Annotated in this window: 23 protein-coding genes and 1 tRNA gene; 7 read left to right on the top strand and 17 right to left on the bottom strand. The window is 66.4% G+C overall.

Annotated elements, in window-relative coordinates:
- The first annotated feature begins 80 nt into the window (after positions 1-80).
- The 3 genes from PV772_RS12160 to PV772_RS12150 are packed head-to-tail and all read left to right on the top strand — an operon-like array spanning position 81 to position 2,219.
- On the top strand, positions 81-869 hold the full coding sequence (locus PV772_RS12160; protein WP_347886291.1) for an alpha/beta fold hydrolase: 789 nt from the start codon (positions 81-83) through the stop codon (positions 867-869).
- A complete protein-coding gene (locus PV772_RS12155; protein ID WP_347886290.1) occupies positions 866-1,672 on the top strand; it encodes an alpha/beta fold hydrolase in 807 nt (268 codons plus the stop codon). The genes PV772_RS12160 and PV772_RS12155 overlap by 4 nt, the downstream gene beginning before the upstream one ends.
- A complete protein-coding gene (locus PV772_RS12150; RefSeq protein ID WP_347886289.1) occupies positions 1,659-2,219 on the top strand; it encodes a hypothetical protein in 561 nt (186 codons plus the stop codon). Before PV772_RS12155 ends, PV772_RS12150 begins: the two co-directional genes overlap by 14 nt.
- A gap of 28 nt (positions 2,220-2,247) precedes the next feature.
- Here PV772_RS12150 and PV772_RS12145 read toward each other — a convergent pair whose 3' ends face one another.
- Positions 2,248-3,336, bottom strand: coding sequence for an ROK family glucokinase (locus tag PV772_RS12145; protein ID WP_246839720.1), 1,089 nt, complete (start codon positions 3,334-3,336; stop codon positions 2,248-2,250).
- 171 nt (positions 3,337-3,507) lie between these two features.
- Here PV772_RS12145 and PV772_RS12140 point away from each other — a divergent pair, with 171 nt between their 5' ends.
- Both PV772_RS12140 and PV772_RS12135 read left to right on the top strand, forming a co-directional pair.
- Positions 3,508-5,316 carry an AMP-dependent synthetase/ligase gene (locus PV772_RS12140; protein ID WP_347886288.1) on the top strand — a complete coding sequence of 603 codons (1,809 nt, stop codon included), beginning with the start codon at positions 3,508-3,510 and terminating at the stop codon, positions 5,314-5,316.
- A gap of 94 nt (positions 5,317-5,410) precedes the next feature.
- Complete coding sequence (locus PV772_RS12135) at positions 5,411-6,451, top strand: AAA family ATPase (RefSeq protein ID WP_307361935.1); 1,041 nt, start codon at positions 5,411-5,413, stop codon at positions 6,449-6,451.
- A gap of 150 nt (positions 6,452-6,601) precedes the next feature.
- Here the strand turns inward: PV772_RS12135 and PV772_RS12130 are convergent, their stop codons facing one another.
- Positions 6,602-10,000, bottom strand: coding sequence for a pyruvate carboxylase (locus PV772_RS12130; protein ID WP_347886287.1), 3,399 nt, complete (start codon positions 9,998-10,000; stop codon positions 6,602-6,604).
- A gap of 301 nt (positions 10,001-10,301) precedes the next feature.
- Here PV772_RS12130 and PV772_RS12125 point away from each other — a divergent pair, with 301 nt between their 5' ends.
- Positions 10,302-11,120, top strand: a complete 819-nt coding sequence (locus PV772_RS12125) for a ParA family protein (RefSeq protein ID WP_141160872.1) — start codon at positions 10,302-10,304, stop codon at positions 11,118-11,120.
- Positions 11,121-11,186: 66 nt separating this feature from the next.
- On the opposite strand, the gene PV772_RS12120 is transcribed toward PV772_RS12125, so the two are convergent.
- From PV772_RS12120 to gcvH, 5 genes are all read right to left on the bottom strand, one after another.
- Positions 11,187-11,780 carry a MerR family transcriptional regulator gene (locus PV772_RS12120; RefSeq protein ID WP_018763528.1) on the bottom strand — a complete coding sequence of 198 codons (594 nt, stop codon included), beginning with the start codon at positions 11,778-11,780 and terminating at the stop codon, positions 11,187-11,189.
- Between the two features lie 232 nt (positions 11,781-12,012).
- On the bottom strand, positions 12,013-12,516 hold the full coding sequence (locus PV772_RS12115) for a bifunctional nuclease family protein (protein WP_056331728.1): 504 nt from the start codon (positions 12,514-12,516) through the stop codon (positions 12,013-12,015).
- A complete protein-coding gene (locus tag PV772_RS12110; protein ID WP_141160874.1) occupies positions 12,516-13,232 on the bottom strand; it encodes a MerR family transcriptional regulator in 717 nt (238 codons plus the stop codon). The genes PV772_RS12115 and PV772_RS12110 overlap by 1 nt, the downstream gene beginning before the upstream one ends.
- A gap of 23 nt (positions 13,233-13,255) precedes the next feature.
- On the bottom strand, positions 13,256-13,732 hold the full coding sequence (locus PV772_RS12105) for an FHA domain-containing protein (RefSeq protein ID WP_141181219.1): 477 nt from the start codon (positions 13,730-13,732) through the stop codon (positions 13,256-13,258).
- Positions 13,733-13,889: 157 nt separating this feature from the next.
- Positions 13,890-14,276, bottom strand: coding sequence for a glycine cleavage system protein GcvH (gene gcvH / locus PV772_RS12100; protein WP_141160876.1), 387 nt, complete (start codon positions 14,274-14,276; stop codon positions 13,890-13,892).
- 167 nt (positions 14,277-14,443) lie between these two features.
- Here gcvH and PV772_RS12095 point away from each other — a divergent pair, with 167 nt between their 5' ends.
- Positions 14,444-15,313 (top strand): DNA-formamidopyrimidine glycosylase family protein, encoded by an 870-nt coding sequence (locus tag PV772_RS12095; RefSeq protein ID WP_141160877.1) that lies wholly within the window; start codon positions 14,444-14,446, stop codon positions 15,311-15,313.
- Positions 15,314-15,394: 81 nt separating this feature from the next.
- On the opposite strand, the gene PV772_RS12090 is transcribed toward PV772_RS12095, so the two are convergent.
- From PV772_RS12090 to PV772_RS12045, 10 genes are all read right to left on the bottom strand, one after another.
- Positions 15,395-15,471, bottom strand: a tRNA-Pro gene (locus PV772_RS12090).
- A 136-nt stretch (positions 15,472-15,607) separates the two neighbouring features.
- A complete protein-coding gene (gene der, locus PV772_RS12085) occupies positions 15,608-17,155 on the bottom strand; it encodes a ribosome biogenesis GTPase Der (RefSeq protein ID WP_141160902.1) in 1,548 nt (515 codons plus the stop codon).
- A gap of 17 nt (positions 17,156-17,172) precedes the next feature.
- Positions 17,173-17,826: a lysophospholipid acyltransferase family protein gene (locus PV772_RS12080; protein ID WP_347886308.1), complete on the bottom strand. Its 654-nt coding sequence runs from the start codon at positions 17,824-17,826 to the stop codon at positions 17,173-17,175.
- 49 nt (positions 17,827-17,875) lie between these two features.
- Positions 17,876-18,589: a (d)CMP kinase gene (cmk, locus tag PV772_RS12075; RefSeq protein ID WP_141160903.1), complete on the bottom strand. Its 714-nt coding sequence runs from the start codon at positions 18,587-18,589 to the stop codon at positions 17,876-17,878.
- Entirely contained in the window at positions 18,589-19,698 is a 1,110-nt protein-coding gene (locus PV772_RS12070; protein WP_347886286.1) for a prephenate dehydrogenase, read from the bottom strand. The genes cmk and PV772_RS12070 overlap by 1 nt, the downstream gene beginning before the upstream one ends.
- A gap of 3 nt (positions 19,699-19,701) precedes the next feature.
- On the bottom strand, positions 19,702-20,910 hold the full coding sequence (locus tag PV772_RS12065) for a pseudouridine synthase (protein ID WP_141160905.1): 1,209 nt from the start codon (positions 20,908-20,910) through the stop codon (positions 19,702-19,704).
- A gap of 126 nt (positions 20,911-21,036) precedes the next feature.
- Positions 21,037-21,708 carry an SMC-Scp complex subunit ScpB gene (locus tag PV772_RS12060; protein WP_347886285.1) on the bottom strand — a complete coding sequence of 224 codons (672 nt, stop codon included), beginning with the start codon at positions 21,706-21,708 and terminating at the stop codon, positions 21,037-21,039.
- A complete protein-coding gene (locus PV772_RS12055) occupies positions 21,705-22,520 on the bottom strand; it encodes a ScpA family protein (protein WP_141160907.1) in 816 nt (271 codons plus the stop codon). Before PV772_RS12055 ends, PV772_RS12060 begins: the two co-directional genes overlap by 4 nt.
- Positions 22,521-22,527: 7 nt before the next feature.
- Positions 22,528-23,427: an AAA family ATPase gene (locus PV772_RS12050; RefSeq protein ID WP_056331794.1), complete on the bottom strand. Its 900-nt coding sequence runs from the start codon at positions 23,425-23,427 to the stop codon at positions 22,528-22,530.
- Positions 23,428-23,657: 230 nt separating this feature from the next.
- Entirely contained in the window at positions 23,658-25,001 is a 1,344-nt protein-coding gene (locus PV772_RS12045; RefSeq protein WP_141160908.1) for a cation:dicarboxylase symporter family transporter, read from the bottom strand.
- Positions 25,002-25,039 lie beyond the last annotated feature (38 nt).

The raw sequence follows: 25,039 nt of genomic DNA, 5'->3' as shown, positions 1-25,039 counted from the left end.
GCCCTGCGTCGGGCCTGGCCAGCGATTCAATGCAACCCTACTCTAGTGAGATTTGGCTGGAACAGTGACACGATGGACTCATGACTGAAAGCAGCACCCCGTCCCGTCCGGCCGCTTTCAGTTACCCGGGACATGGCGCCAATGCGCGCACCGGGGTCGCCATTTGCCACGGTTTTACCGGCAGTCCCCTGAGTGTCATGCCGTGGGCAGAGCACCTGGCGGACTTGGGATATGCAGTCTCCGTCCCCCTCCTGCCGGGGCACGGCACGGACTGGCGCCAGCTCGCGCGGACAGGCTGGCAGGACTGGTACCGCAGCTACGAGAAGGCCCTGCAGGATTTGGCGGACCGGACCGATTCCTGTTTCGCCGCGGGCCTGTCAATGGGCGGCGCCATCGCGCTGCTTGCGGCGTCCCGCCATCCGGTGGCCGGGGTCAGCGTGGTCAACCCTGGCCTGAGCTTCTACGACCGGCGGGTCCGGATCATTGGACTCCTTAAGTATGTCCAGCGCACCACCGTCCCCCTCCAGGAAGACCAGACCGGCGCCCCCGCCACCGACGACGGCGACTATTCGCTGACCCCGCTGGCCGCCGTGCATGAGCTCAAAAAACTGTTTGGCGCTGCCGTACGCTCCCTGCCAGCCGTGGACGTCCCCGTCCAGGTCTTCAAGTCGCGCACGGACGCTGTGGTCCCGCCGACGTCGCTGGCCTTGCTTCGGAAAGGGCTGGGCGGAAACCTCTCCGAGGTGGTGGACCTTGCCAGCAGCGGACATGTGGCTACTCTGGACGTTGACGCGCCCTCGATCTTCGCCAAGTCGGGCGAATTCGTCGCCGCCCATGCCCGCCGCACCAGTACCTTGGAGACGCCATGACCTCCGGACCGGACCACAGCCCGTTTTCCAGCGCCTTCAGCGGCGAAGGACCCCGCACCGGGGTGCTGCTGTCCCATGGGTTTACGGGAAGCCCCCATGGCCTGCGCGCCTGGGCGTCGGCGTTCGCCGATGCGGGCTTCGCTGTCCGGATGCCGCTGCTTCCGGGCCATGGCACCACGTGGCAGGACCTGGCACGCACCCGCTGGCAGCAATGGCACGGCGCCCTGGATGACGCCTTCCTGGAACTGGATGCCGAATGCGACCAGGTGTTCGCGGCAGGCCTGAGCATGGGCGGAGCCCTGGCGCTGCGCATCGCCGCCACGCGGTCCGTGGCCGGAGTGCTCCTGGTGAACCCGTGCCTGATGATCGACGATCCCCGCGCGCCGCTGGCCGGAATCCTGAAGCTGGTGCTCAAAAGCACCCCGTCCATCGGCAATGACATCCTCAAGGCCGGGATGGATGAGGGCGCGTATGCGCGCACGCCTGTGGCGGCCGCCCACGAACTGAACAAGATGGTCCGGGATACGGTCCGGCTCCTTCCCAGGGTCACCGCGCCCGTGCAGGTCTACCGCTCCACCGTGGACCACGTGGTGTCGGACGCCAGCATGAACGTCCTTCGGCGGGGGCTCACCCACGCTCCGCTGGAAGTGGTGCGGCTGGAGAACAGCTACCACGTGGCCACCCTCGACAACGACGCCGACCGCATCTTCGAAGGGTCCTTGGACTTCATCAAGCGGGTCCTGCGCGACTCAGCCGGCCGCCCGGCGGGACCGGGCCAGGAGGTCCGCAGTGAACAGGCCTGACTCCGACCAGCCGGACCAGGGCGCCAACCAGGACGACGCCGTGTGGCTGGACCTCGTGGCCCGCCTCGAGTCGGACACCGTGGCCATCCGGCCCGATGCCGTCCCGCGGGAACAAGCCCCCACCGGCACGGCGGCGGCTGCGCCCGATGCGCCGGCACAGCCCTCCTTCCGCGACTTTGACCCCCTCGGGCTGGCGGGGACTCCGCCTGCCGAAAAGCCTGCAGCTGAACGTGGGGCGGGGTCGCAGGCCGGCCCTGAGCCGGATGTGCCCGCAGCGGGGCCCAGGGACTATGACGTGGACGACGACGGCGGGGAGTTCGTTCCGGAGGAGCCGCCCAGCCTGGCCGGCACGGATCCCCTGACCATGCTCGCCTGGCTCGGGGCCGTGGGCGGACCAGTGGCACTGCTGCTCTCGGCCATGTTCTGGCGGTCGGCACCCCTGCTGGCCATCGTCGGCATCGTGGCCGTCTTCGTGCTGGCAACGGTGTACCTGATCATGAAGCTGCCACAGGAAAAGAACGGCGACGACGACGGCGCAAGGGTTTAGCGCCCCTGCTGCCAGCCAGCCGTCGTCGTCAGCCGTGGACGCGGCTGCTGACGCGGGACAGGTCGGCCGCTCCGATGAGGCCCGCGTTGGGGCCCAGGGCTGCCAGTTCGATCCCTGCCGCCGGGCGGAATCCCCGCCCTGTCAGGTTCCGCGCGAACGCCTTGCGGGCCGGCCCCACCAGCAGGTCACCGGCAGAGCACAGCCCGCCGCCGATGACGAACAGGCCCGGGTCCAGGGCCGCGGCCAGATTGGCCAGCCCGAGCCCGAGCCATTCACCGACCTCTTCAATCAGCTCCCTGGAGGCAGGGTCCCCCGCCAGGGCCAGTTCGGTCACGATGGCTCCGGTGATTGCTTCGGGATGTCCGTCCACGGCCGCCAGCAGGTCCTGGGCTACCGGCGAATTGGACCGGGCCAGTAGCCGGGCTTCCCGTCCCAGGGCGTTGCCGGAGGCGTACTGTTCCCAGCAGCCGCGGTTGCCGCATTCACAGCGGTGGCCGCCCGGCATGATGATTTGGTGGCCGAACTCCCCTGCGACGCCGAACCGGCCCCGTTCCACCCTGCCGTCCATCACCATGGCCCCGCCGATGCCGGTTCCCAGAGTGATGCAGACCAGGCGGTCCTCCCCCCGGCCGGCGCCGAAACGCCATTCCGCCCAGGCTGCCGCGTCGGCGTCGTTGGTCAGAAGCACCGGGCGCCGGAGGAGCCGCTGGAGGTTTTCACGCAGCGGCTCGTTGCGCCAGGCCAGGTGGGGGCTGAAGAGGACGGTGCCGCCGGCCAGGTCCATCCAGCCGGCAGCACCGATGCCAACAGACCAGATGCGGTGCCCCCGGCCCAGTTCCTCCACCAGTTCAACGATGACCTGCTCCACCGCCCGTGGATCGGTCCCGGGGGTGGAGCGGCGGGCCTCGCTGAGGATCCGGCCTTCGGCGTCCACCACGCCTGCGGCCACCTTGGTTCCGCCGATGTCGATCCCGATGGCCAGTCCCTTGCGGCCCAGTCGGAGGTGCCCGCCGACGCCCCCATGCAGTTGCCCGGCACGGTGGCTCGCGGGACGTCGGCGCCAGGGTGCCGGTCTTTTCAGGGGGCCGGCCTGATCGCCGGGCAACGGTCCGTACATAGTCCACCATTCTAGGCCGGGAGGCAGGATTGCCTTGACAAAAGCCGTGCTTCGCGGTGTCCATTGACGCATAAGTTACTGGCCAGTAGGTTTGTGTACTGCACTGTCCCGGCCGGGGTACTAGTCTTTAGGCAACCCCTGCGCGGGACTTCAGATATCAAAGGAGCTATAGTGCGCGAATTCAGTGTTCCGCCCCTGGTTGTTGTCCCACCCGAAACCAACATCACGGATCTGGTGTTGCGCCAGGCGGCCAAGCCCAGCAACCCGGCACTGTTTTCGCGCCTGGATGCTGCGGGCACTTGGCGCGACGTTCCCGCCACCGAGTTCCTCGCGGACGTCAAAGCGCTGGCCAAGGGGCTCATCGCCAACGGAGTGGGCGCCGGCGACCGGGTCGGCATCATGTCCCGTACCCGCTACGAATGGTCGCTGGTGGACTTCTCCATCTGGTTCGCGGGTGCCGTCTCAGTTCCCATTTACGAAACCTCCTCCCCCTCCCAGGTGGCCTGGAACCTCGGTGACTCCGGTGCCGTCGCAGCCTTCGGCGAATCCGCCCACCATGAAAATGTCATCCGGCAAGCGGTCACAGCCGAGGGGCTTACCGACGTGCAGCATGTCTGGCAACTGGAGGGCCAGGGACTGGACAGCCTCCGGGAGGCAGGGCGCGGCGTCAGTGACGAAGACCTCGAGGCACGCCGCAGCGCAGCCGGGCTGGAGGACGTGGCCACCATCATCTACACCTCCGGAACCACGGGACGCCCCAAGGGGTGCGAACTCACGCACGGCAACTTCGTGGAACTCTCGGACAATGCCCTGGCCATCATCGGCGAGATTGTCCATGAGAAGGCCAAGACCATCATGTTCCTGCCGCTGGCGCACGTGTTTGCCCGGTACATCTCGGTGCTGGCCATGGCTGCCGGAACCACGGTGGCCCACACCCCGGACATCAAGAACCTGCTGGCTGACCTGCAAAGCTACGAACCGACGTTCATCCTGGCGGTGCCCAGGGTGTTCGAGAAGGTCTACAACTCGGCCCTCACCAAGGCCGAAGACGGCGGCAAGGGCGCCATCTTCCACCGGGCCGCCGAAACTGCCATCGCCTACTCGAAGGCCAGGCAGGACGGACGCGTGGGGCTGGGCCTGAAGCTGCGGCACGCGTTGTTCGACAAGCTGGTCTACGGCAAGCTGCGGGCGGCCATGGGTGGGCACGTTGCCCACGCCGTGTCCGGTGGCGGTCCCCTGGGCGAGCGGCTGGGGCACTTCTTCCAGGGCATCGGCCTGCAGGTGCTGGAGGGATACGGGCTTACTGAAACCACCGCGCCCATCACCGTGAACACCCCGTCGCGGATCAAGATCGGCTCCGTGGGCAAGCCCCTCCCGGGCAACTCCGTCAGGATTGCCGACGACGGCGAGATCCTGGCCAAGGGCGTGTGCGTGATGCGGGGGTACTACAGGCGTGACGACCTGACCGCGGAAGCCTTCACCGACGGCTGGTTCCATACCGGGGACATTGGACAGCTCGATGACGAGGGGTTCGTCTGGATCACCGGCCGCAAGAAGGAAATCATCGTCACCGCGGGCGGCAAGAACGTCATCCCGGCCCTGCTTGAGGACCAGATCCGCGCCGACGCCCTTGTGTCGCAGGTCCTCGTGGTGGGCGACAACAGGCCTTTCATCGGCGCCCTGGTGACCCTCGACCAGGAGGCCCTGCCCGGCTGGCTCCAGCGCCACGGCCTCCCCGCGGACACCACCCTCGAGCAGGCAGCGGCCAACCCGGTGGTGAAGGCGGCAGTCCAGGATTTGGTTACCGCAGCAAACACCTCGGTCTCCCAGGCCGAGGCCATCAAGTCCTTCCGCATCGTCCCGGCCGACTTCACGGAAGCCTCCGGCCACCTCACCCCGTCCATGAAGGTGAAGCGGGCGCAGGTGATGAAGGACTTCGAAACGGTCATCGAGGAGATGTACTCGGCCCCGCGCCCCTGACGCCGGCAGCGATGAAAGGGTCTTTCCGCAAGGGAGGGCCCTTTCTCCTTTAACTGTCCGCCCCTGGCCGGGGATCGGGGACTACAGTGGTGGCATGGCTGCCAGCCGCAAACCGCTCGAAGACCTGCGTGAAACGCTCGGCCACCTGGCCGATCAGCTCAAGCTGCCCGGATCGGAGCGCGTGGACGATCTTGTGGGCGACCTCATGGGTGCCAGGCCCGGGCCGGCCCGGCCGCTGTCCGAGCTGCAGGCGGAGCTCGACGCGCTGGTTGGGCTGGAGACTGTGAAGGAACAGGTGCGCGCCCTCGTCGCACTGCTGCAGGTCCAGGCGCGCCGCAAAGCGCACGGCCTGCCGGAGGTGGCCACCTCCCAGCATCTGGTGTTCCTCGGAAACCCGGGCACCGGCAAGACCACCGTGGCGCGGCTCCTGGCCGAGATGTACCGGGCGGTGGGCCTGCTGCAGAAGGGCCACCTGGTGGAGGTGGACCGTTCGGGCCTGGTGGGGCAATACGTCGGGCAGACTGCCATCAAGACCGACCGGGTGATCAGGCGTGCCCTGGACGGAGTCCTGTTCATCGACGAAGCCTACGCGCTGGCCCCGGAAGACGGCAGGATGGACTTCGGCCCCGAAGCGATCGAGGTCCTGCTGAAGCGGATGGAGGACCACCGCCACCGCCTGGTGGTGATCGTTGCCGGGTACCCGCGGCTGATGGAGTCGTTCCTGCTCTCGAACCCCGGGCTGCGCTCCCGCTTCGCCCGCGAGATCACATTCCCCGACTACTCTGTTGAAGCACTCCAGACGATCTTCCACCAGATGCTGGCCCAGCACGAGTACATGCTGGAGCCGGGGGCGGACCAAATGCTGCGCCGCATCTTCACCGGGCTGCACGCGGGCGAGGACTCCGGCAACGCACGGTTCGCGCGCACGTTGTTTGAGCAGGCCCTGAACCGCCAGGCCCTGCGGCTCTCGCTCGACGAGGACCAAAGCCTCGAGTCGCTTGACCGGGAAGCTGTCATGACCCTTACGGCCGACGACATTGCCGGAGCCGCAATGGCCCTGGGTGAGGAGCCGGAGCTGGAAGCTGATCCGGTACCGGAACCGGGGCAGTCAAAGTGGTGGCGCTGGCTGGCCTGACCGGCCCCCGCCCCGGTTGCACGCAGCCCTGGATTCGCGGATAGAGCCCGTCATGGAACTGCTCCCCGAAGACTGCACTGGATTACCCGGTGCAGTCTTCGGGGAGCAGCCAACGAAGGGGATGATCCCTTCGGCGCCTTCGGGCCCCTCCTACTGTTCGATGACCAGCAGCAGGTCCCCGCCCTGGACCTGCTCTACCGCGGAGATGGCGAGGCGGGACACCTTGCCGGCCACCGGCGTCGTAATGGATGCTTCCATCTTCATTGCCTCGATGGTGGCCACGGTATCTCCTGCCTTGACCGTCTCCCCCGGCTTGACGGTGACAGTGACGGCTCCGGCGAAGGGAGCGGCCACCTGGCCAGGCTGGGCGGGATCGGCTTTCTCGGCGGCCTTGACGTTGCTGACCACGGAACGGTCGCGGACCACCACGGGGCGGGACTGGCCGTTGAGGGTGCACATGACGGTGCGCATGCCCTTCTCGTCCGGCTCCGACACCGCCTCGAGGGAGGCAATCAAGCGCACGCCACGCTCCAGCTGGATCTCGTGCTCGGTGCCGCGCTGCAGCCCGTAAAGATAATCACGGGTATCCAGGACCGAGATGTTCCCGTACGTCTCCACGCTCTTGAGGTAGTCCTTGGTGGGGCCCTCGAAGAGCAGCCGGTTCAGCGTGTGCTGCCGTGTCTTGGAGTCGGACTTGAGCGCTGCGCTGTCCTCGGCGCTGAGCTCCACGTCGCGGACCTTCACGCTCCTGCCCTGCAGGGCCTTGGTGCGGAACGGCTCCGGCCAGCCCCCGGGAGGGTCGCCGAGTTCGCCGGAAAGGAAGCCGATGACGGAGTCCGGGATGTCGTAGTTCTGCGGGTTCGCTTCGAAGTCGGCGGGATCGGCGTTGAGGCCCACCAGGTGCAGGGCGAGATCGCCAACCACCTTGGAGGACGGCGTGACCTTCACCAGGTGCCCCAGGATCCGGTCCGCCGCGGTGTACATGTCCTCGATCGCCTCGAACTGCTCCCCCAAGCCAAGGGCCATGGCCTGCTGGCGCAGGTTGGAAAGCTGGCCACCCGGGATCTCGTGTTTGTACACGCGGCCGGTAGGGCCTGGCAGGCCGGACTCGAACGGGGCATAGACGCGGCGGACCGCCTCCCAGTAGGGCTCGAGCGAGCTGACGGCGTCCAGGCTGAGGCCGGTGTCCCGCGGCGTGTGGGCCAAGGCAGCAACAAGGGCCGACGCCGACACCTGGCTGGTGGTTCCCGCGAGGGATGCGGAGGCCACGTCTACCGCGTCCACGCCGGCATCGACAGCGGACAGGAGCGTAGCCAGCTGGCCACCTGCGGTGTCGTGGGTGTGCAGGTGGACGGGCAGGTCGAAGCGCTCACGCAGCGCGGCGACCAGCTTGGCGGCGGCAGCGGGCCGGAGCAGCCCGGCCATGTCCTTGATGGCAAGGATGTGGGCTCCGGCGTCGACGATCTTCTGTGCCAGCCCGAGGTAGTAATCCAGGGTGTACAGCTTCTCTTCCGGGTCCAGCATGTCGCCGGTGTAGCAGAGGGCCACCTCTGCCACGGCGGTGCCGGTGGCCCGGACGGCGCGGATGGCCGGAGCCATCTGGCTGACATCGTTCAGGGCGTCAAAGATGCGGAAGATGTCGATGCCGGTGGCGGCCGCCTCGTTGACGAAGGCTTCGGTGACTTCTTCCGGGTAGGGCGTGTAGCCGACAGTGTTGCGGCCGCGCAGCAGCATCTGGATGCAGACGTTCGGCATGGCCTTGCGCAGGGCCGCGAGCCGGTCCCAGGGGTCCTCGCCCAGGAAGCGCAGCGCGACGTCGTAGGTGGCGCCGCCCCAGGCCTCGACGGACAGCAGCTGCGGCATGAGCGCCGTCACGGCGGGGCCGGCGGCGACGAGGTCGCGGGTGCGGACACGCGTTGCCAGCAGGGACTGGTGCGCGTCCCGGAAGGTGGTGTCGGTGACGGCAACGGCATTCTGTTCGCGCAGTGCCTTCGCGAAGCCTTCCGGGCCCAGCTCAAGGAGCTTCTGGCGTGAACCGGGTCCTGCTTGCAGGTCCTTGACGTCGGGCAGCTTTCGGGCGGGGTCCGAGTGCACCGCCAGGTCGCCGTTTGGCTTGTTGACAGTGACGTCGGCAAGCCAGGACAGGAGCTTGGTTCCGCGGTCGGCCGAAACCCGGGCCTTGAGCAGTTCCGGGCGCTGGTCGATGAAGTTGGTGGCCACATCCCCGGCGATGAAGTCAGGGTCATCAAGGACAGCCTGGAGGAAGGGGATGTTCGTGGAGACGCCGCGGATGCGGAACTCCGCCAGGGCGCGGCGGGCGCGGGCAACCGCGGCAGGATAATCCCGGCCGCGGCAGGTGAGCTTGACCAGCATGGAGTCGAAGTGAGGGCTGATCTCGGCGCCGGAGTAGACCGTGCCGCCGTCCAGGCGGACACCGGCTCCACCGGCCGAGCGGTAACCGGTGATCTTTCCAACGTCCGGGCGGAACCCGTTGGCGGGGTCCTCCGTGGTGATGCGGCTCTGGAGGGCAGCGCCGCGAAGCCGGACCGTGTCCTGGGACAGGCCAAGATCGGCAAGGGTCTCGCCGGCGGCGATCCGCATCTGGGCCTGGACCAGGTCCACGTCCGTGACTTCCTCGGTGACCGTGTGCTCCACCTGGATACGCGGGTTCATTTCGATGAAGACGTGCTGGCCCGCCCGCTCGCCTTCAGTGTCAACCAGGAACTCGACGGTACCGGCGTTGACGTAATTGAGCGCCTGTGCAAATTTCACCGCGTCCCGGTACAGGGCCTGGCGGATGTTGTCGTCCAGGTTAGGGGCAGGCGCGATCTCAATGACCTTCTGGTGCCGCCGCTGGATGGAACAGTCACGCTCAAAGAGGTGCATGACGTTGCCCTCTGCGTCCGCGAGGATCTGCACTTCGATGTGCCGCGGCCGCAGGACCGCCTGCTCCAGGAACATGGTGGGATCGCCGAAGGCAGCATCGGCTTCGCGCATGGCCGACTTCAGCGCTTCGGGGAGTGCCTCGCGGGTATCAACGCGGCGCATGCCGCGGCCACCGCCGCCGGCAACGGCCTTGGCGAAAATGGGGAACCCGATCTCATCGGCCGCAGCCAGGAGTTCGTCCAGGTCCTTGGACGGCTCGCTGGACTTAAGGACCGGCACGCCTGCCTCGCGGGCGGCCTTCAGCGCCGCCACCTTGTTGCCGGCAAGCTCCAGCACCTCGGCGGGCGGACCCACGAAAGTGATACCGGCCGCCTTCGCCGCACGTGCCAGCTCCGGGTTTTCCGAGAGGAAACCGTAGCCCGGGTAGATGGCGTCTGCGCCGGCCTCTTTCGCGACCCGCACCACCTCGGCCACGTCCAGGTATGCCCGGACGGGGTGACCTTCCTCGCCAATCAAGTAGGCTTCGTCCGCCTTCTGCCGATGGATCGAGTTACGGTCCTCCTGGGGAAAAACGGCAACGGTCTTTGCGCCCAGCTCATAGCCGGCGCGGAAGGCCCTGATCGCGATCTCGCCGCGGTTGGCCACCAGAACTTTGGAAAACATACTTCTCCTGCATCATTGCGGGTGGATCGATGAGTGGTCACAGTGTCTAGGACCTGCAAGGACAAACACAAATCTTTGTGGCCACGGTCACAGATTTTCCCGTCATGGACCGAACGCTTTGAGCCTGGCTGGCGGAAACCGCCCCGGCAGCACAGTCGGTGCCATGCCGACGCCCGATAAAGCAGGATTCGCCGACGCATCAACATATGATGAGTAGGGCGGCAGGACCGTCCGGCTTCGGCTCTGCCGAGGCAAACATTACCCCCAACACGGCATCCGGCGTTAGGTTTTGGTCTCTCAAGTGCAAGTAGTCAGCATCAGCAGCCTCAAGGGTGGAGTCGGCAAGACTTCCGTCACCACAGGATTGGCGTCTGCGGCGCTGGCCGCAGGAGTCCGCACGCTGGTGGTGGACCTCGATCCGCACGCCGATGCCACCACGGCCCTCGGCGTCCAGCCGGGCGACCAGCTGGATATCGGCAGAATGCTGAAGAGCCCGCGCCGGGCCAAGCTGGCCGAGAATGTGGTGCGCAGCAGCTGGGCCGACCGTGCCACGTCCAACGGTTCCGGACCTGCCGTCCTCGATGTCGCCGTCGGCTCTGCCTACACCGGAATCTATGACCGTCCGGACCTTGGCCGCCGCGATCTCCGCCGGCTGTCCTCCGTACTCGCCGGCGCAGACGATTACCAGCTTGTCCTGGTGGACTGCCCTCCCTCACTCAACGGCCTGACCCGCATGGCTTGGGCAGCAAGTGACAAGGTTGCCCTGGTCGCCGAGCCCGGCCTGTTCTCGGTGGCCGGTACCGAACGGACCATGCGAGCCATCCAGCTGTTCAGGCAGGAATTCGCGCCCAACCTTTCACCCGCAGGAATCGTGGCCAACAGGGTCCGGAGTGGTTCCTCGGAACACACCTACCGGCTGGCGGAGATGGAGTCGATGTTCGGCGAACTCCTGCTCAGCCCGCGAATTCCCGAGCAGGCCAACTGGCAGCAGATCCAGGGTGCCGCCCACCCCGTGCACAACTGGCCCGGCGATTCGGCCAAGTCCGCAGCCGCCCTGTTCGATGACCTGCTGTCCAACCTGATGGCTGCAGGATCCGGGCTGCGCAGCCGCGCCCGCTAGGAACACGTCCAACGAGTAAGGGCCACCCTCCATCAGGAGGGTGGCCCTTACTTCTTGAACTCTGTTTCAGCTGATTTTCCGCGCTGCCCGCCGCTTGCTCAGTTCGTCGTCCGGAAAGGACTGCTCGGCGGCGTGCTCACTGGGCAGCGAGGCAAGGCTTCCTTCGACCTCGCGCCATACACGTCCTACGGCGATGCCGAAGACGCCCTGGCCGCCTTGAACCAGGTCAATGACCTCGTCAGCTGAGGTGCATTCGTAGACGCTGGCACCGTCGCTCATAAGCGTGATCTGGGCCAGGTCCTCAACTCCACGTTCCCGCAGGTGTTCCACGGCGGTGCGGATCTGCTGCAGGGAGACACCGGTGTCCAGGAGCCGTTTGACCACCTTGAGCACCAGGATGTCGCGGAACCCGTAAAGCCGCTGGGACCCCGATCCTGCTGCGCCCCGGACAGCAGGCTCGACCAGGCCGGTGCGCGCCCAGTAGTCCAGCTGGCGGTAGGTGATACCGGCGGCCTTGCAGGCGGTGGGACCCCGGTAGCCGGCGTCCTCATCCAGTACCGGCAGGTCTTCGGTGAACAGGAGGCCCTGTGCACCGCTCACGGGCACAGCAACACCGGCCGTGGGCTGTTTAAGCCCGCCTGCTTCGCCTTTGGGACTCACCTGGATCCTCCTTGTCGTACGCTCCCCCGGAACTGGCACAGCAGCCGTGGCAGTAAGGCCATGGGTGTAATTTCTCCGCGGGGCGCACTTTCCAGTGTGACTTGCGCGGCTGCCGTAAGCAAGGGAACTTGATACCTCGACGTTAGGCCCGGCGGGCCCCGAGGTCAAAGACCTCGGCGCTTAGAAGAGGCGTGTCGAAACTTTCAGCCTCAACTTTAACCTTAACGTGACCTTAGCCGTCGAAATCCTCGGGTTCGACGTCATCCAGGAATTCCCGGAAGCGCCGCAGTTCACGCTCCTCATCGACGGTGGGACCCGGCTCGGCGTCTTCGCCCTCATCGTGCTCCGTAATGCGCACCCCAGCCTCGTCCATGACGGAATCGGCGCACCAGATCCGGCACTTGGCCCGCAAGGCAACCGCCAGCGCATCCGAGGCGCGGGAACTCACCGTGGTGCCATTTTCAAACTGCAGCTGGCCATAGAAGATGTTGTCCTCCACGGCGACGATGTTGACGCTGACCACGGAGTGGCCCAGCGACTCCACGACGTCCACAAGGAGGTCATGGGTCATGGGCCTCGGCGGCACCACGCCCTGCTGGGCCAGGGCGATGGCACTGGCTTCCGGCGTGCCAATCCAGATCGGGACGTGGCGTTCGCCGTGCATCTCCTTGAGCAGGACCAGGGGCTGGTTGGAAGGCAGTTCAATGCGAACGCCAACAATCTCGACTTCGATCATCAGATGTCCATGCGTGAGATATGGTCCTGCACCAGGGCCCGGTGCAAGGTGAGGCAAAGATCGCTGATCTCGCGCGCCGCCTCAGCCGCGCGTGCCTGTGATGCCGAGTCCTTGCGGGAGGCGAGGGGTGCGACAGCACGCTCCACCAGGCCGAATTCCCGTTCGGCTGCCGCCTGGAAGGGCCTGAGGTGACGGGGTTCCAGTCCGTGGCTTTCCAGCTGGACGCAGGCGCGGGCAACCTGCAGGGCATGCTCGTCGAACTGGCCGTTGCTGTGGCTGATGAGGCCGAAGCTCAGGAGCGACTGCAGCAGGGGGACGCTGGCACCGGACTCGGCGCGAAGCTGCTCCTCGCTCAGTTTGCGGCCCCGGTTCTGGAGTTCGGCAGCCAGTTCATCGGAAACAATGCGGGGGGAAACCACGACGCCGGGCGGGAGGTTCTCCGGCCGCTCGCCCCTGTCGATGGCGTCAAGGTAGTCCTTGATGACCTTCAGGGGCAGGTACTGGTCCCGCTGCAGGGCCAGCACGAAGCGCAGCCGCTCCACATCGCCGTCGGAGTACTGACGGTAGCCCGCAGGGGTGCGGCGGGGGTTGATCAGTCCCTTTTCCTCAAGGAACCTGATCTTCGACGCGGTCATGCCGGGGAAGTCGGCGCTCAACTGGGCGAGGACCTCACCAATGTTCAGGACCTGGGGGCCCCGGCGTTCCGGTTGTGCCATTGCCACAGGCAGCGGTCCCCGGTTCAGCTGCGGCCTGCAGCCGTGGCAGGGCTCAGATAGAAGGTGAGGCGGAACTTGCCGATCTGGACTTCGCTGCCGGACTTCAGTTCCACGCTGTCCACGCGGTCGTGGTTGACGTAGGTGCCGTTGAGGCTGTTCTTGTCCACCACTTCGAAGCTGCGGGCGGTGCGCCGGAACTCCACGTGGCGCCGCGATACCGTGACGTCATCCAGGAAGATGTCCGCATCCGGGTGGCGGCCCGCAGTAGTGACATCCGAATCCAGCAGGAACCGGGCACCGGCGTTGGGGCCGCTGTGGGCCACCAGCAGCGCCGAGCCGGCAGGCAGGGCCTCCACCGAGTTGCGCTCGTCGGAGGAGAGCCTCGGGGTGATGGTGGGTTCGTCAGTGACGGGGGTGAGGTGGATCGAGGTGGTCTCCGACGCCCTAGCCGCACCCGTGCCGTAATCCCCATCGGCAGGGTTGTGTCTGTGGCCAGCCATGGATTCCTCCTCTTAGACGTTGCGGGCATGGAACCTGCAACTAACGGTTAGTCTCCGGCCCTGCCCGGCAGGTCCGGCACCGGCTCCCGATCCGGGCTCTGACGTGCGGAGACGCCGTGCCCGCGACGCGGGGCCGGACCGGAAATACCGGTTAGCTTTAGCCTACCTGTTGTTCGTACTCGGATGCACTGAGCAGGGACTCAACGGCGTCAGCTTCGGCCAGTTTGATCTCGATGAGCCAGCCATCACCGTACGGATCGCTGTTGATCAGGGCCGAATCGCTGTCCAGGGACTCGTTGCGGGCCACAACTTCACCGGAAACCGGGGCGTAGATGTCGCTGACGCTCTTGGTGGACTCGACCTCGCCCACCACTTCGTTTGCCGTAATCTTCGTGCCAACCTCTGGCATCTGGGCGTAGACGACATCCCCAAGGGCGTCCTGGGCAAAATCGGTGATTCCCACGCGGACCACGCCGTCGGCATTCGGGGAGGTGACCCACTCGTGTTCGGCGGTGTAGGACAGGTCTTCGGGAATGTTGCTCATGGGAGGCCTTTCATCGGTGTACGCGCCTATGTCACAAGGGGCCCGGAAATCGGGCCGCCGCTGAAAGTATAGGCACATCTGCCAGGGCCGGCACCGGCGTTTCTGACAAGATGGGAGCCATGAGCGCAAGCACCGGTGCAGCATCCTTGGGACAGTGCAGGTAGGCCATGCCGGAACTGCCTGAAGTCGCCGGCCTCGCCGGGTTCCTTGACGAACAGCTGCGGGGCTGCGTGGTCACCAAACTCCAGGTCGTCTCCTTCGCCGTGCTCAAGACGGCGGATCCGCCCTTCGACGCCCTTGAAGGGCGCACGGTCTCCGGCGTCCGGCGCTTTGGGAAGTTCATCAGCATCGATACCGGCGGCATTTCCCTGGTGTTCCACCTGGCGCGCGCGGGCTGGGTGCGCTTCACCGACTCCCCCGCCGACAGCCAGCTTCGAATGGGCAAGGGCCTCATCGCAGTCCGGTGCGCGTTCTCAGGGCCCAACGGACCGCGCGGCCTGGATCTGACGGAGGCGGGCACAAAGAAGAGCCTGGCCGTCTACGTGGTGCGTGATCCGCAGGAAGTACCGGGTATCGCCTCGCTGGGTCCCGATCCTTTTACGGAAGCGTTCGACGCCGACATGCTGGCAGAGATCCTGGGCGGCAGTTCCCAGCAGATCAAGGGACTCCTGCGCAGCCAGAGCGTGATTGCGGGAATTGGCAACGCCTACAGCGACGAGATCCTTCACGCCGCCCGGATCTCACCGTTCGCCATCGCGAAGTCACTCGACCGGGAGAGCGTGCAGGTGCTGTACGAAGCCATCCACAGCGTCCTGGGCGAAGCCCTCAAGGAGGCTGCGGGCAAGCCGCCCAAGGATCTCAAGGACGTCAAACGAAGCCACATGCGGGTGCACGCCAGGGCCGGCCAGCCCTGCCCCGTGTGCGGCGACACTGTCCGGGAGGTGTCGTTCGCGGACACCGCACTGCAGTACTGCCCCACCTGCCAGACCAAGGGGAAGATCCTGGCTGACCGGAGGACGTCGAAGTTCCTGAAGTAGGAAGATTCGTCCTGGACGCCGCCCTCGGCTGACCAAAAAAGCGGAAAGCGCCGGAGAAATTCTCCGGCGCTTTCCGCTTTCTGGTCGGGCTGACAGGATTTGAACCTGCGACCCCTTGACCCCCAGTCAAGTGCGCTACCAAGCTGCGCTACAGCCCGCTGGTTCCGCCGTTCTCCGCTGAACCCAACCCGAAGGTTTTCATCAGCAGTCCGGCCGAACCACCTAGAAGAGCTTACACGATCCGAAGGGGTGCCAGTGACACTTTCCGGTGATCAGCCCCAAGGTGTGTCGCAATTAACGCTTGCGGCCACGCTTCTCGCGGACGCGCATGCTTACCTCGATCGGCGTGCCCTCGAAACCGAAGGTCTCCCGCAGGCGGCGGGTGATGAAGCGGCGGTAGCCCGGGTCCAGGAATCCGGTGGTGAAGAGCACGAACTTCGGCGGGCGGCTGGAGGCCTGGGTACCGAAGAGGATGCGGGGCTGCTTGCCGCCACGGACCGGGTGGGGGTGGGCGGCAACCAGCTCACCCAGGAAGGCGTTGAGGCGGCCGGTGGGAATGCGCCGGTCCCAGTTCTCCAGGGCCAGGTCCAGGGCCGGGACCAAGCGGTCCTTGTGCCACCCCGTCTTTGCGGAGATGTTGACCCGCGGCGCCCAGTCAACATGTGCCAGGTCCTGTTCGATCTCGCGTTCCAGGTAGCGGCGGCGTTCGTCGTCCAAGAGGTCCCACTTGTTGAAGGCCAGGACGAGGGCGCGGCCGGATTCGATAGCCAGCTGGAGGATGCGGACGTCCTGTTCACTGAGGACCTCGTCGACGGCAAGGAGCACGACGGCGACCTCCGCCTTCTCGAGCGCGGCCTGCGTCCGGAGGGAGGCGTAGTAGTCCGCGCCCTGCGCCATGTGCTGGCGGCGGCGGATTCCGGCGGTGTCCACGAAGCGCCAGGTGCGGCCGCCGAGTTCGATGAATTCGTCGACGGGATCACGGGTGGTGCCGGCGGTGTTGTCCACCACCACGCGTTCGGATCCGGCGAGCTTGTTCAGCAGTGAGGACTTGCCCACGTTCGGGCGGCCGATCAGTGCGATGCGCCGCGGACCGCCGGAGCGTTCCACGCCCTCAACGGTGGAGAACTCGGGCAGGACATCCATAACGTGGTCCAGGAGGTCGGCCACGCCGCGGCCGTGCAGGGCCGACACCGGGTAGGGCTCGCCGAAGCCAAGGCCCCACAGCGCGGCGCTGTCCGCTTCCTGGGCAAAGTCGTCCACTTTGTTCGCCACCATGATGACCGGCTTCTTGCTCCGGCGCAGCATCTTCATGACGCCTTCGTCCGTGGCGGTGGCGCCGACAGCGGAGTCCACCACGAACAGCACGGCGTCCGCGAGTTCCACTGCCATCTCGGCCTGCTCCGCGACCCTGGCGTGGATGCCGCGGGCGTCGTGTTCCCATCCCCCGGTGTCCACCAGGGTGAAGTTGCGTCCGTTCCAGTTCGCGGAGTACATCACGCGGTCGCGGGTGACGCCGGGGGTATCCTCAACCACTGCTTCGCGGCGGCCCAGGATGCGGTTCACCAGCGTGGACTTGCCCACGTTGGGACGGCCGATGATGGCCAGGACGGGGTCCAGCTTGAGGGGGCCTTCGAGGTCCTCGTCGCCGTACTCACCGCTCAGCAGGGCGGCGTCGTCCTCGTCCAGCTCATAGTCCTCCAGCCCGGCCCGGAGGGAGGCGGCGCGGAGCTCGGCCTCGTCGTCCCCAATCGCCGCCAGGCGCTCTGCAACCTGGTCGGTTCCGGTGGGGGTGTATTCGTCGTCGGCGCCGGAGTGGCCGGTAGCCTGGGTGGTGTCGCTCATTGCACTGTCCTTAGGGGTCATCTGCCGGCGTCCCCGGCTACTGCTGTCAAGTCTTGGTCGCCAGCGGACGGCAAGGGCTGCCCGCTGAGTTGAATGGTGTCCTGGACGTGCCCAGCCAGCGCTGCACGGATGTCCTGCGCGGCCCTGTCCATTGAAGCACGGCCGGTTTCGCCGGCGCGGCGGGCCAGGGTAAGGGCCGCTCCGAAGCTGACGTGGAAGCGGCGCCCGGGCCGTGGAACGAAGTCAAGGTGCTCATCGCCCTGCCGGGTGCCCAGGATGGCGACCGGCACCACGGGGGCTCCGGAATTCAGGGCCAGCCACGCCACTCCGCCGTTGATGTCCGAGGCTGCGCCGCTCCCCCGCGTACCTTCCGGGAGAATCCCAACGCAACGCCCGGCGTCGAGCACGTCCTTGCAGCGCTGCAGCGCGGCACGGTCGCCGCGGCGGTCCACGGGCAGCTGCCCGGAAGCGGTGAGCACCCGGCCGAGCAAGCCCTTGAACATCTCCTGCTTCACGAGGATGTGCATGGGCCGCGGCGCTGCACCGAACATCACCGGCCCATCAAGGAAGCTGATGTGGTTGCCCGCGAAGATCACCGGGCCGCCCGTGGGCACGTTGGTCCTGCCGGTCACCGTGGTCCGGTAGACCAGATGGTCCAGGACCCATCCCACCGGCCTGCTCCACGCCATGGTCAGCCCGGACGGCAGGCCGGTGCCGGCGTCAGTCACGGTTGAGGACCTTGGTGACAATCACGAGGGCTGCATCCACGGTTTGTTCGAAGTCCAGGTCCGAGGAGTCCAGAGTCACGACGCCGGAGGCAGCCTGGGTGAAGTTCACTACAGTGGAGTCCTTGGCGTCCCGGTGCGTGACCTGGGCAGCCAGCTGCTCGGCGTCCTGCGTCCCGCCCAGCTGGAGGCCGCGCCGGCGAAGCCGGGCTTCCTCGCTGGCGGTGAGGAGCATGCGCACCTCGGCCCCGGGCGCGACGACGGTGGTGATGTCCCTGCCTTCCACCACCATCCGGCGGTGGTGCTTTTCGATCAGGTCCCGCTGCCGCCGGATCAGTTCTGTCCGTGCGCCGAGGGTGGTGGCGACCGCACTGACGGCGGCTGAGATGGCCGGCTCCCGGATGGCGTCCGTGACGTCTACGCCCCCCACCCGGACATATTCCTCCAGCGGGCTGGTGCTCAGTTCAAGCACAAAGTCCCGGGATGCCTGCTCCACGGCAGCACCGTCCTCGAGGTCGATACCTTCAGTGACGCAGTACCAGGTCAGGGCCCGGTACATCGCACCGGTGTCCAGGTAGGCCAGCCGGAGCCTGCGGGCAACTTCCTTGCTCACGCTCGATTTTCCGGAGCCGGACGGCCCGTCGATGGCCACCACCAGCGGGCGGCCGATGCGCAGGGCGCGCATGGATTCGAGGAGTTCCTGTGTCATTACTGAAGTACCCGCCATCCGCGGTCGTTAAGGGCTTCGATCAAATGGTCGTGCTTGTTCGGCAACACGGAGATTTCCACCATACCTACGTTTTGGCCCGAAGAGTGGTCCAGCCGCATGTCCTCCAGGTTGACGCCGATCTCGCCGATTTCGGTAAGCAGCTGTGCGATCTGGCCGGGCTTGTCATCCACCAGGACGGTGAGCCACGCGTAGGCCTGCGGGGGCCCGCCGTGTTTCCCGGGGATCCGCGCCTGTCCGGCGTTCCCCTCGCTGATGAGCTGGGCGAGGTCCAGCCTGGCGCCGGGCGCGGCGGGATTCTCCAACGTGCCGATCAGCCGGTTCAGGTCGTCCCGGACACCGTAGAGGATCTCCACCACCTTGGCCGCGTTGCCGCCGAGGATCTGGACCCACAAGGTGGGGTCGCTGGCTGCGATCCTCGTGACGTCGCGCAGGCCGTTGCCCGCCAGGGACAGTGCGTGCAGCGGAGTTCCCTGCAGCCGGCTGGCCAGCAGCGAGGACATGACCTGGGGCAGGTGCGAGACCAGCGCCACAGCTTCATCGTGCTCGTCGGCGGTGAACTGCGAGACGACAGCCCCGAGGTCGGAGGCGAGCGATCGGGCCACCTGCAACGCGTGGCCGGAGGTTTCTTCCGAGGGGCAGAGCACCCACGGCATGGACGTGAACAGCTCGCCGCGTGCAGCTACCGGGCCGGACTTTTCGCGTCCTGCCATGGGATGCGTCCCTACGTAGCGGGACAGGTCGACGCCGGATTCCCGCAGCCGGGCCAGGATGTCCGCCTTCACACTGGCGATATCGATAACCACGGCATCCGGGTAGCTGGACAGCGCGGCAAGGACGACGCCGGCCGTGACGTCCGGCGGAGCGGCCACCACCACCAGCTGCGGCGACGCGTCGCCCAGTTCCGGCAGCGGGCGGCCGGCACCGATGTCCACGGCCACCGCCTGGTTGGTGGGCGACGGGTCCGACAGGAACACGGGTACGCCACGCCCCCGCAGGCCCAGCCCAATGCTGGTGCCCAGCAGTCCGGTGCCGATGACCACCACCGGGCCATCCAGGTGGCCGCGGCCCTGGCTTTTGAACGCGGACATGCCTTAGAGCCCTACGGATGCCAGCAGGTGGCCGACTTCCTGCTTGCCAAGGTTGCGGATGCTGCCCTGGCGCTGATCGCCGAGACCGATGGGGCCCACCTTGACGCGGACCAGCCGCTGGACCGGGAAGCCAACAGCGTCGAACAGGCGCCGGACAATGCGGTTCTTGCCGGAGTGGAGCACAACCTCAATCAGCACGTGGCCCGGGGTGGAGTCCACCAGGCGGAAGGAGTCAACGGAAGCGAACCCGTCCTCCAGTTCGACGCCGGCCTTCAGCTGGGCGCCGACGCCCTGCGGGAACGGCCCACGCACCTGTACCAGGTAGGTCTTGGGTACCTCATAGGAAGGGTGGGTCAGCCGGTTGGCGAGTTCGCCGTCGTTGGTCAGCAGCAGCAGGCCTTCGGTGGCGACGTCGAGCCGGCCAACGTGGAAGAGGCGTTCGCCGGTATTCTTGTTGTTCTTCAGGAAGTCGCTGATGCAGGGCCGGCCTTCGGGGTCCTCCATGGTGGACACCACGCCCTTGGGCTTGTTGAACACCATGTAGACCAGGTTTTCGTCCAGCTGGATCCGCAGCCCGTCAACGTGGATGACGGCAGTCTTGGGGTCTACGCGGACACCGAGTTCGGTGACTACCTGGCCGTCGACTTCGACCCGGCCCTCGGCGATCATCTCCTCGCAGACGCGCCGGGAGGCAACCCCTGCGGAGGCCATCACCTTCTGGAGGCGGACGCCGTCGGCATCGTGGAGTTCGGACTGGGGAACGTTGCCCCGGGGGCCTTTCTTCCGGACGGGCTTTCGGACCGGACCCAGGTTCTGGCCGAAGCGTTCGCTGCCGAAGGCACGTGAGGCGGCTGCACCGGGTGCGCCGGTACGTGGCTTGGGCTTGGGGGCACCCGGCGTGCCGGGAGCCTTCTTGGCACCGGGCTTGCGGGCAGCCGGCTTGCGCGACGACGGCTTGGCGCCCCGGGCAGCCTCAGCTCCGCGTCCCTGCTGGTCCCCTGCCAGGTCGGGATCGATGAATCGCTCTTCGCGCGGCTTGGGCGCACGGTGCGGGCGGTCCCCACCGAATCCTGCGGCACGTTTGCCTGCTCCGCCGCGGGAGCCCCCGCTGAAGCTGCCGCCCTGTGCCGGGTTGCGCTGGGAACTGTTGCGTTCGTTCCCGCCGCGTCCCGAACTGTTACGTGGTGAACCCTGGCGTCCCGCCTGTGTCATGACCCGTCCTTCAATATGTTTTGGCCGGCTGAGATGTCCAAAAACAACCTTAGCCAGCCGCGCAGACTTCGTCTGCCCTGATAAATAACCCTTGCTGGATGGATGGTGCGGGCAGGGGTGTCCTGCCTACATCGTCCCGGCGTCGTAGAACTCTGCGATCCCGTCGAGCCCCGGAAGGTGCGGCGACAGTTGGGGCAGGTCCTCCACTGAACTGATCCCCATCCGTTCGAGGAAATACGAGGTAGTCCGGTAGAGGATTGCGCCGGACTCGGGATCCGTTCCCGCGTCCTCGACCAGCCCCCGTTGGGCCAGCGTCCGTACGACAGAGTCAACATTGACCCCGCGAATTGCAGACACGCGCGCCCGGGAAACGGGCTGGCGGTACGCGATGACTGCCAGTGTTTCCAATGCCGCCTGGGTAAGCCTGGCAGTCTGCCCCTCAAGCACGTACTTGCCCACAATGTCGGCAAATTCCGCGCGGGAGTAGATGCGCCAGCCACCGGCGATGTTCCGCAATTCAAAACCCCGGGGACTGGATCCGATACCAGCGCTGCTGGCACTCTCCACCTCCGGGGCTTTAACAGTATAGCCGTTATACTCGCGTTCCAGTTCTGCCAGCAGGGAGCGGACCGCGTGGACCGTCAGCCCTACTCCCGCCGCCAGCTCCTCCTCAGTGGCCGGCTCGTCCAGAACCATGAGGACCGCTTCCAGGGCAGCCTTGGCCCCGCCGGGAAGGTGGGCGAAGTCCGGCCCGTGGCCGGTGGCGTCCTGCTGCGGCGTGTCCTGTGACGGGTTCACAGTTGCTCCTCGAATTCTTCGCTTAGGTTTTCCGCCGACCAGTCCGGGCGGTCGGCCGTCCAGTGGACGGCGAGGTCCGCCAGCGGGGACAGCTGGTCGAATGAGACGGCCCGGTCCCGGAACAGTTCCAGGAGTGCCAGGAACCTGGCCACGACCACCAGGGTAGAACCGGCATCGGCAATCAGCGAGCGGAAGGTCAGCGGCGACTCCTCCCGCAGCCTGCGGCCCAGCACTTCGGCCTGTTCTTTGACGCTGACGTTGCTGCCGTGGAGGTGGCCGAGCGCTACCTGCGGTGGCTGCGCAGGCGACTTGGGCCTCAGGGCCGCCTCGGCCAGGGCAGCGAATTGGTGGGGTGTGTGCTTCCAGACGAGTTCGGGAAGCATGGCCGCAAAATGCTCTTCGAGGGCCACCTGGCGTGGAAAACGGCGCCCTTCCTGGTCCAGGGTTTCGCCCAGGATTCCCGCCACCTGCTTGAAGGCCTTGTACTGGAGCAACCGGGCAAAGAGCAGGTCCCTGGCCTCCAGCAGGGCGATGTCCTCGTCGTCCTCGACTTCACCTGCCGGGAGAAGCCGGGCCGCCTTGAGGTCGAGGAGGGTAGCGGCTATCACCAGGAACTCGCTTGCCTCGTCCAGGGCCCATTCTTCACCGAGCTGCTGCAGCTTGCGGATGTACTTGATGAACTCGTCCGTAACCGTGGCGATGGCTACTTCGGTGATGTCCAGCTGGTGCTTGGCAATCAGTCCCAGGAGGAGGTCGAACGGACCCGTGAAGTTGGCCAGTCGGACCTCGAAGCCGGGCTTGGATTCGGCCACGGCGTGCTTAGGGTGCGCCGCCGCGGGAGATCAGCTCCTTGGCGAGCCGGCGGTAGGCGTCGGCACCCACGTGGTTTCCGGCATAGCTGGTGATGGGCTCGGCAGCCACGGTGGCATCGGCAAACTTGATGGAGCGCTTGATCACGGTTTCGAAGACCTTGTCGCCGAACGCCTCCACCAGCCGGGTGATCACTTCGCGGCTGTGCAGGGTCCGGGCGTCGTACATGGTGGCCAGCACGCCGTCCACCTGAAGCCGGGGGTTCAGCCGGTCCTGCACCTTGTCGATCGTTTCCACGAGGAGTGCAACGGCACGCAGTGCGAAGAACTCGCAGATGAGCGGAATGATGACGCCGTGGGCCGCCGTGAGCGCGTTGACGGTCAGGAGCCCCAGGGAAGGCTGGCAGTCGATAAGCACGACGTCGTAGTCGTCTTCGACCTTCTTCAGCGCACGGTCCAGGACCTGTTCGCGCGCCACCTCATTGACCAGCTGCACCTCTGCCGCGGAAAGGTCGATGTTGGCCGGCAGCAGGTCGACGTTTTCGACACCGGTCTGGTGGATGGCGTCGCGGATATCCACCTTGCGGTCCATCAGGACGTTGTAAACGGTGAGGTCAAGCTCATGCGGGTTGACGCCGAGACCCGCGGACAACGCGCCCTGGGGGTCGAAGTCCACCAGCAGGACACGGCGGCCGTACTCGGCGAGCGCGGCGGCCAGGTTGATGGTGGAGGTCGTCTTCCCGACGCCGCCCTTCTGGTTAACCATGGCGATGACGCGGGCCGGACCGTGGGAGGGCAGCGGCGCAGGTTCCGGGAACTCGCGGTATGGGCGTCCAGTGGGGCCCATCACTGCGTTTTCCAGGTCGAATTCCGTGCCCTCCAGAGTTGCTGAACCCTGTTCGCTGCTCACGTATCTGTCCACACTTTCGATGACGGTGATTTCCTGCCGCTGGCGTACCAGCGCCGTTCGTTCTGCTCCCTAGGCTACAGCGCCCGACACGGTATTTGACGGAGCTTGACTTTCCGCGAATGTTGAGCCTTGACCCTCTAGCTGAGGTCGAAGGTTCGTCGCGGGGACAACGTAAAACCGCCCCCGCAGCGTGGCTGCGGGGGCGGTTCCGTGTCGTTGAGCGGGTGGGGCTACGCCTTGGCGGCTTCCCGTGCGCCCTCTTCCTTGGGTGCCATCCCGCCGTGGCCGGCGATCATGGTCTGCTCGTCGAAGGGAACCTCGCCGGAGAGGACGCGGGCAACCTGGCCGCCGTCGATCTCCTTGACCCAGGTGCCCACCAGGACGGTGGCCACGGCGTTGCCGGTGAAGTTGGTCAGTGCCCGTGCCTCGGACATGAAGCGGTCGATGCCGACGATGATGCCCACTCCTCCAAGCAGTTCGGGGCGGTGTGCCTGCAGGCCGGCTGCGAGGGTGGCCAGGCCGGCGCCGGTGACGCCTGCAGCCCCCTTGGAGGCGATGATCATGAAGACCAGCAGGGAGATCTGGGCACCGAGGTCCAGCGGGGTGCCCATGGCGTTGGCCACGAAAAGGGACGCCATGGTCAGGTAGATGGCGGTGCCGTCCAGGTTGAAGGAGTAGCCCGTGGGAACGGTGACGCCGACGACGGGCTTGGAGACGCCGAGGTGTTCCATCTTGGCGATCAGGCGGGGCAGCGCCGCTTCGGAAGACGAGGTGGAGAAGATGATGAGGTATTCGCGGGCCAGGTACTTCATCAGCTTGAAGATGTTCACGCCGGCAACAACCTGCAGCAGGCCGCCCAGGATGACGACGATAAACAGCGCACAGGTGATGTAGAAGGCGATCATCAGGGTGAACATGCTCACGATGGCCTGGACGCCGGTGGCTCCGACGACGGCGGCGATGGCGCCGAAGGCGCCAACCGGGGCGAGCCACATGATCATGATCAGGATGCGGAAGACAAGGGCCTGGGCGTGGCCGATGGCCTTGAGGATGGGGGTGCCCTGGGCGCCCATCTTCTGAAGTGCGAAGCCAACCAGGATTGCGGCCAGCAGGGTGGGCAGCACCGGAATGTCGCTGGGAATGATGCCCATCAGGAAGTCCACGGTGCTGTCCGTGGCGGCCTTCTTGTTGGGATCGTAGGGCGTCAGCTTCAGGCCTTCACCCGGGTGGATCAGGTTGCCCACCACCAGGCCGATGGCCAGCGCGAAGGTGGACATGATGATGAAGTAGCCCAGGGCGAGGCCGCCCACCTTGCCGACGGTGGCCGCCTTGGCGATGGAGCCGATGCCCAGGACGATGGTGCAGAAGATGACCGGCGCGATCATCATCTTGATGAGCTTGACGAAGCCGTCACCCAGGGGCTTGAGCGACTTGCCAACCTCCGGGAAGAGCAGGCCCACCACCGCGCCAAGGACGACGGCGGCGATGACGGCAATGTAGAGGTAGTGGGACTTGTCCAGTCCCTTGCGCCGCGGCGTCGCGGTCTCGAGCGACTCTCCTCGTTGAGAAGCCATGATGTGTCTCCTTGTGGATATTCTGATAGACGCTGCGG

Source organism: Pseudarthrobacter sp. CC12 (assembly GCF_039907755.1).
Classification (GTDB): domain Bacteria; phylum Actinomycetota; class Actinomycetes; order Actinomycetales; family Micrococcaceae; genus Arthrobacter; species Arthrobacter niigatensis.
Note: the sequence above shows the minus strand (reverse complement) of the source record. Positions and strands in the feature narration are given on the sequence as shown.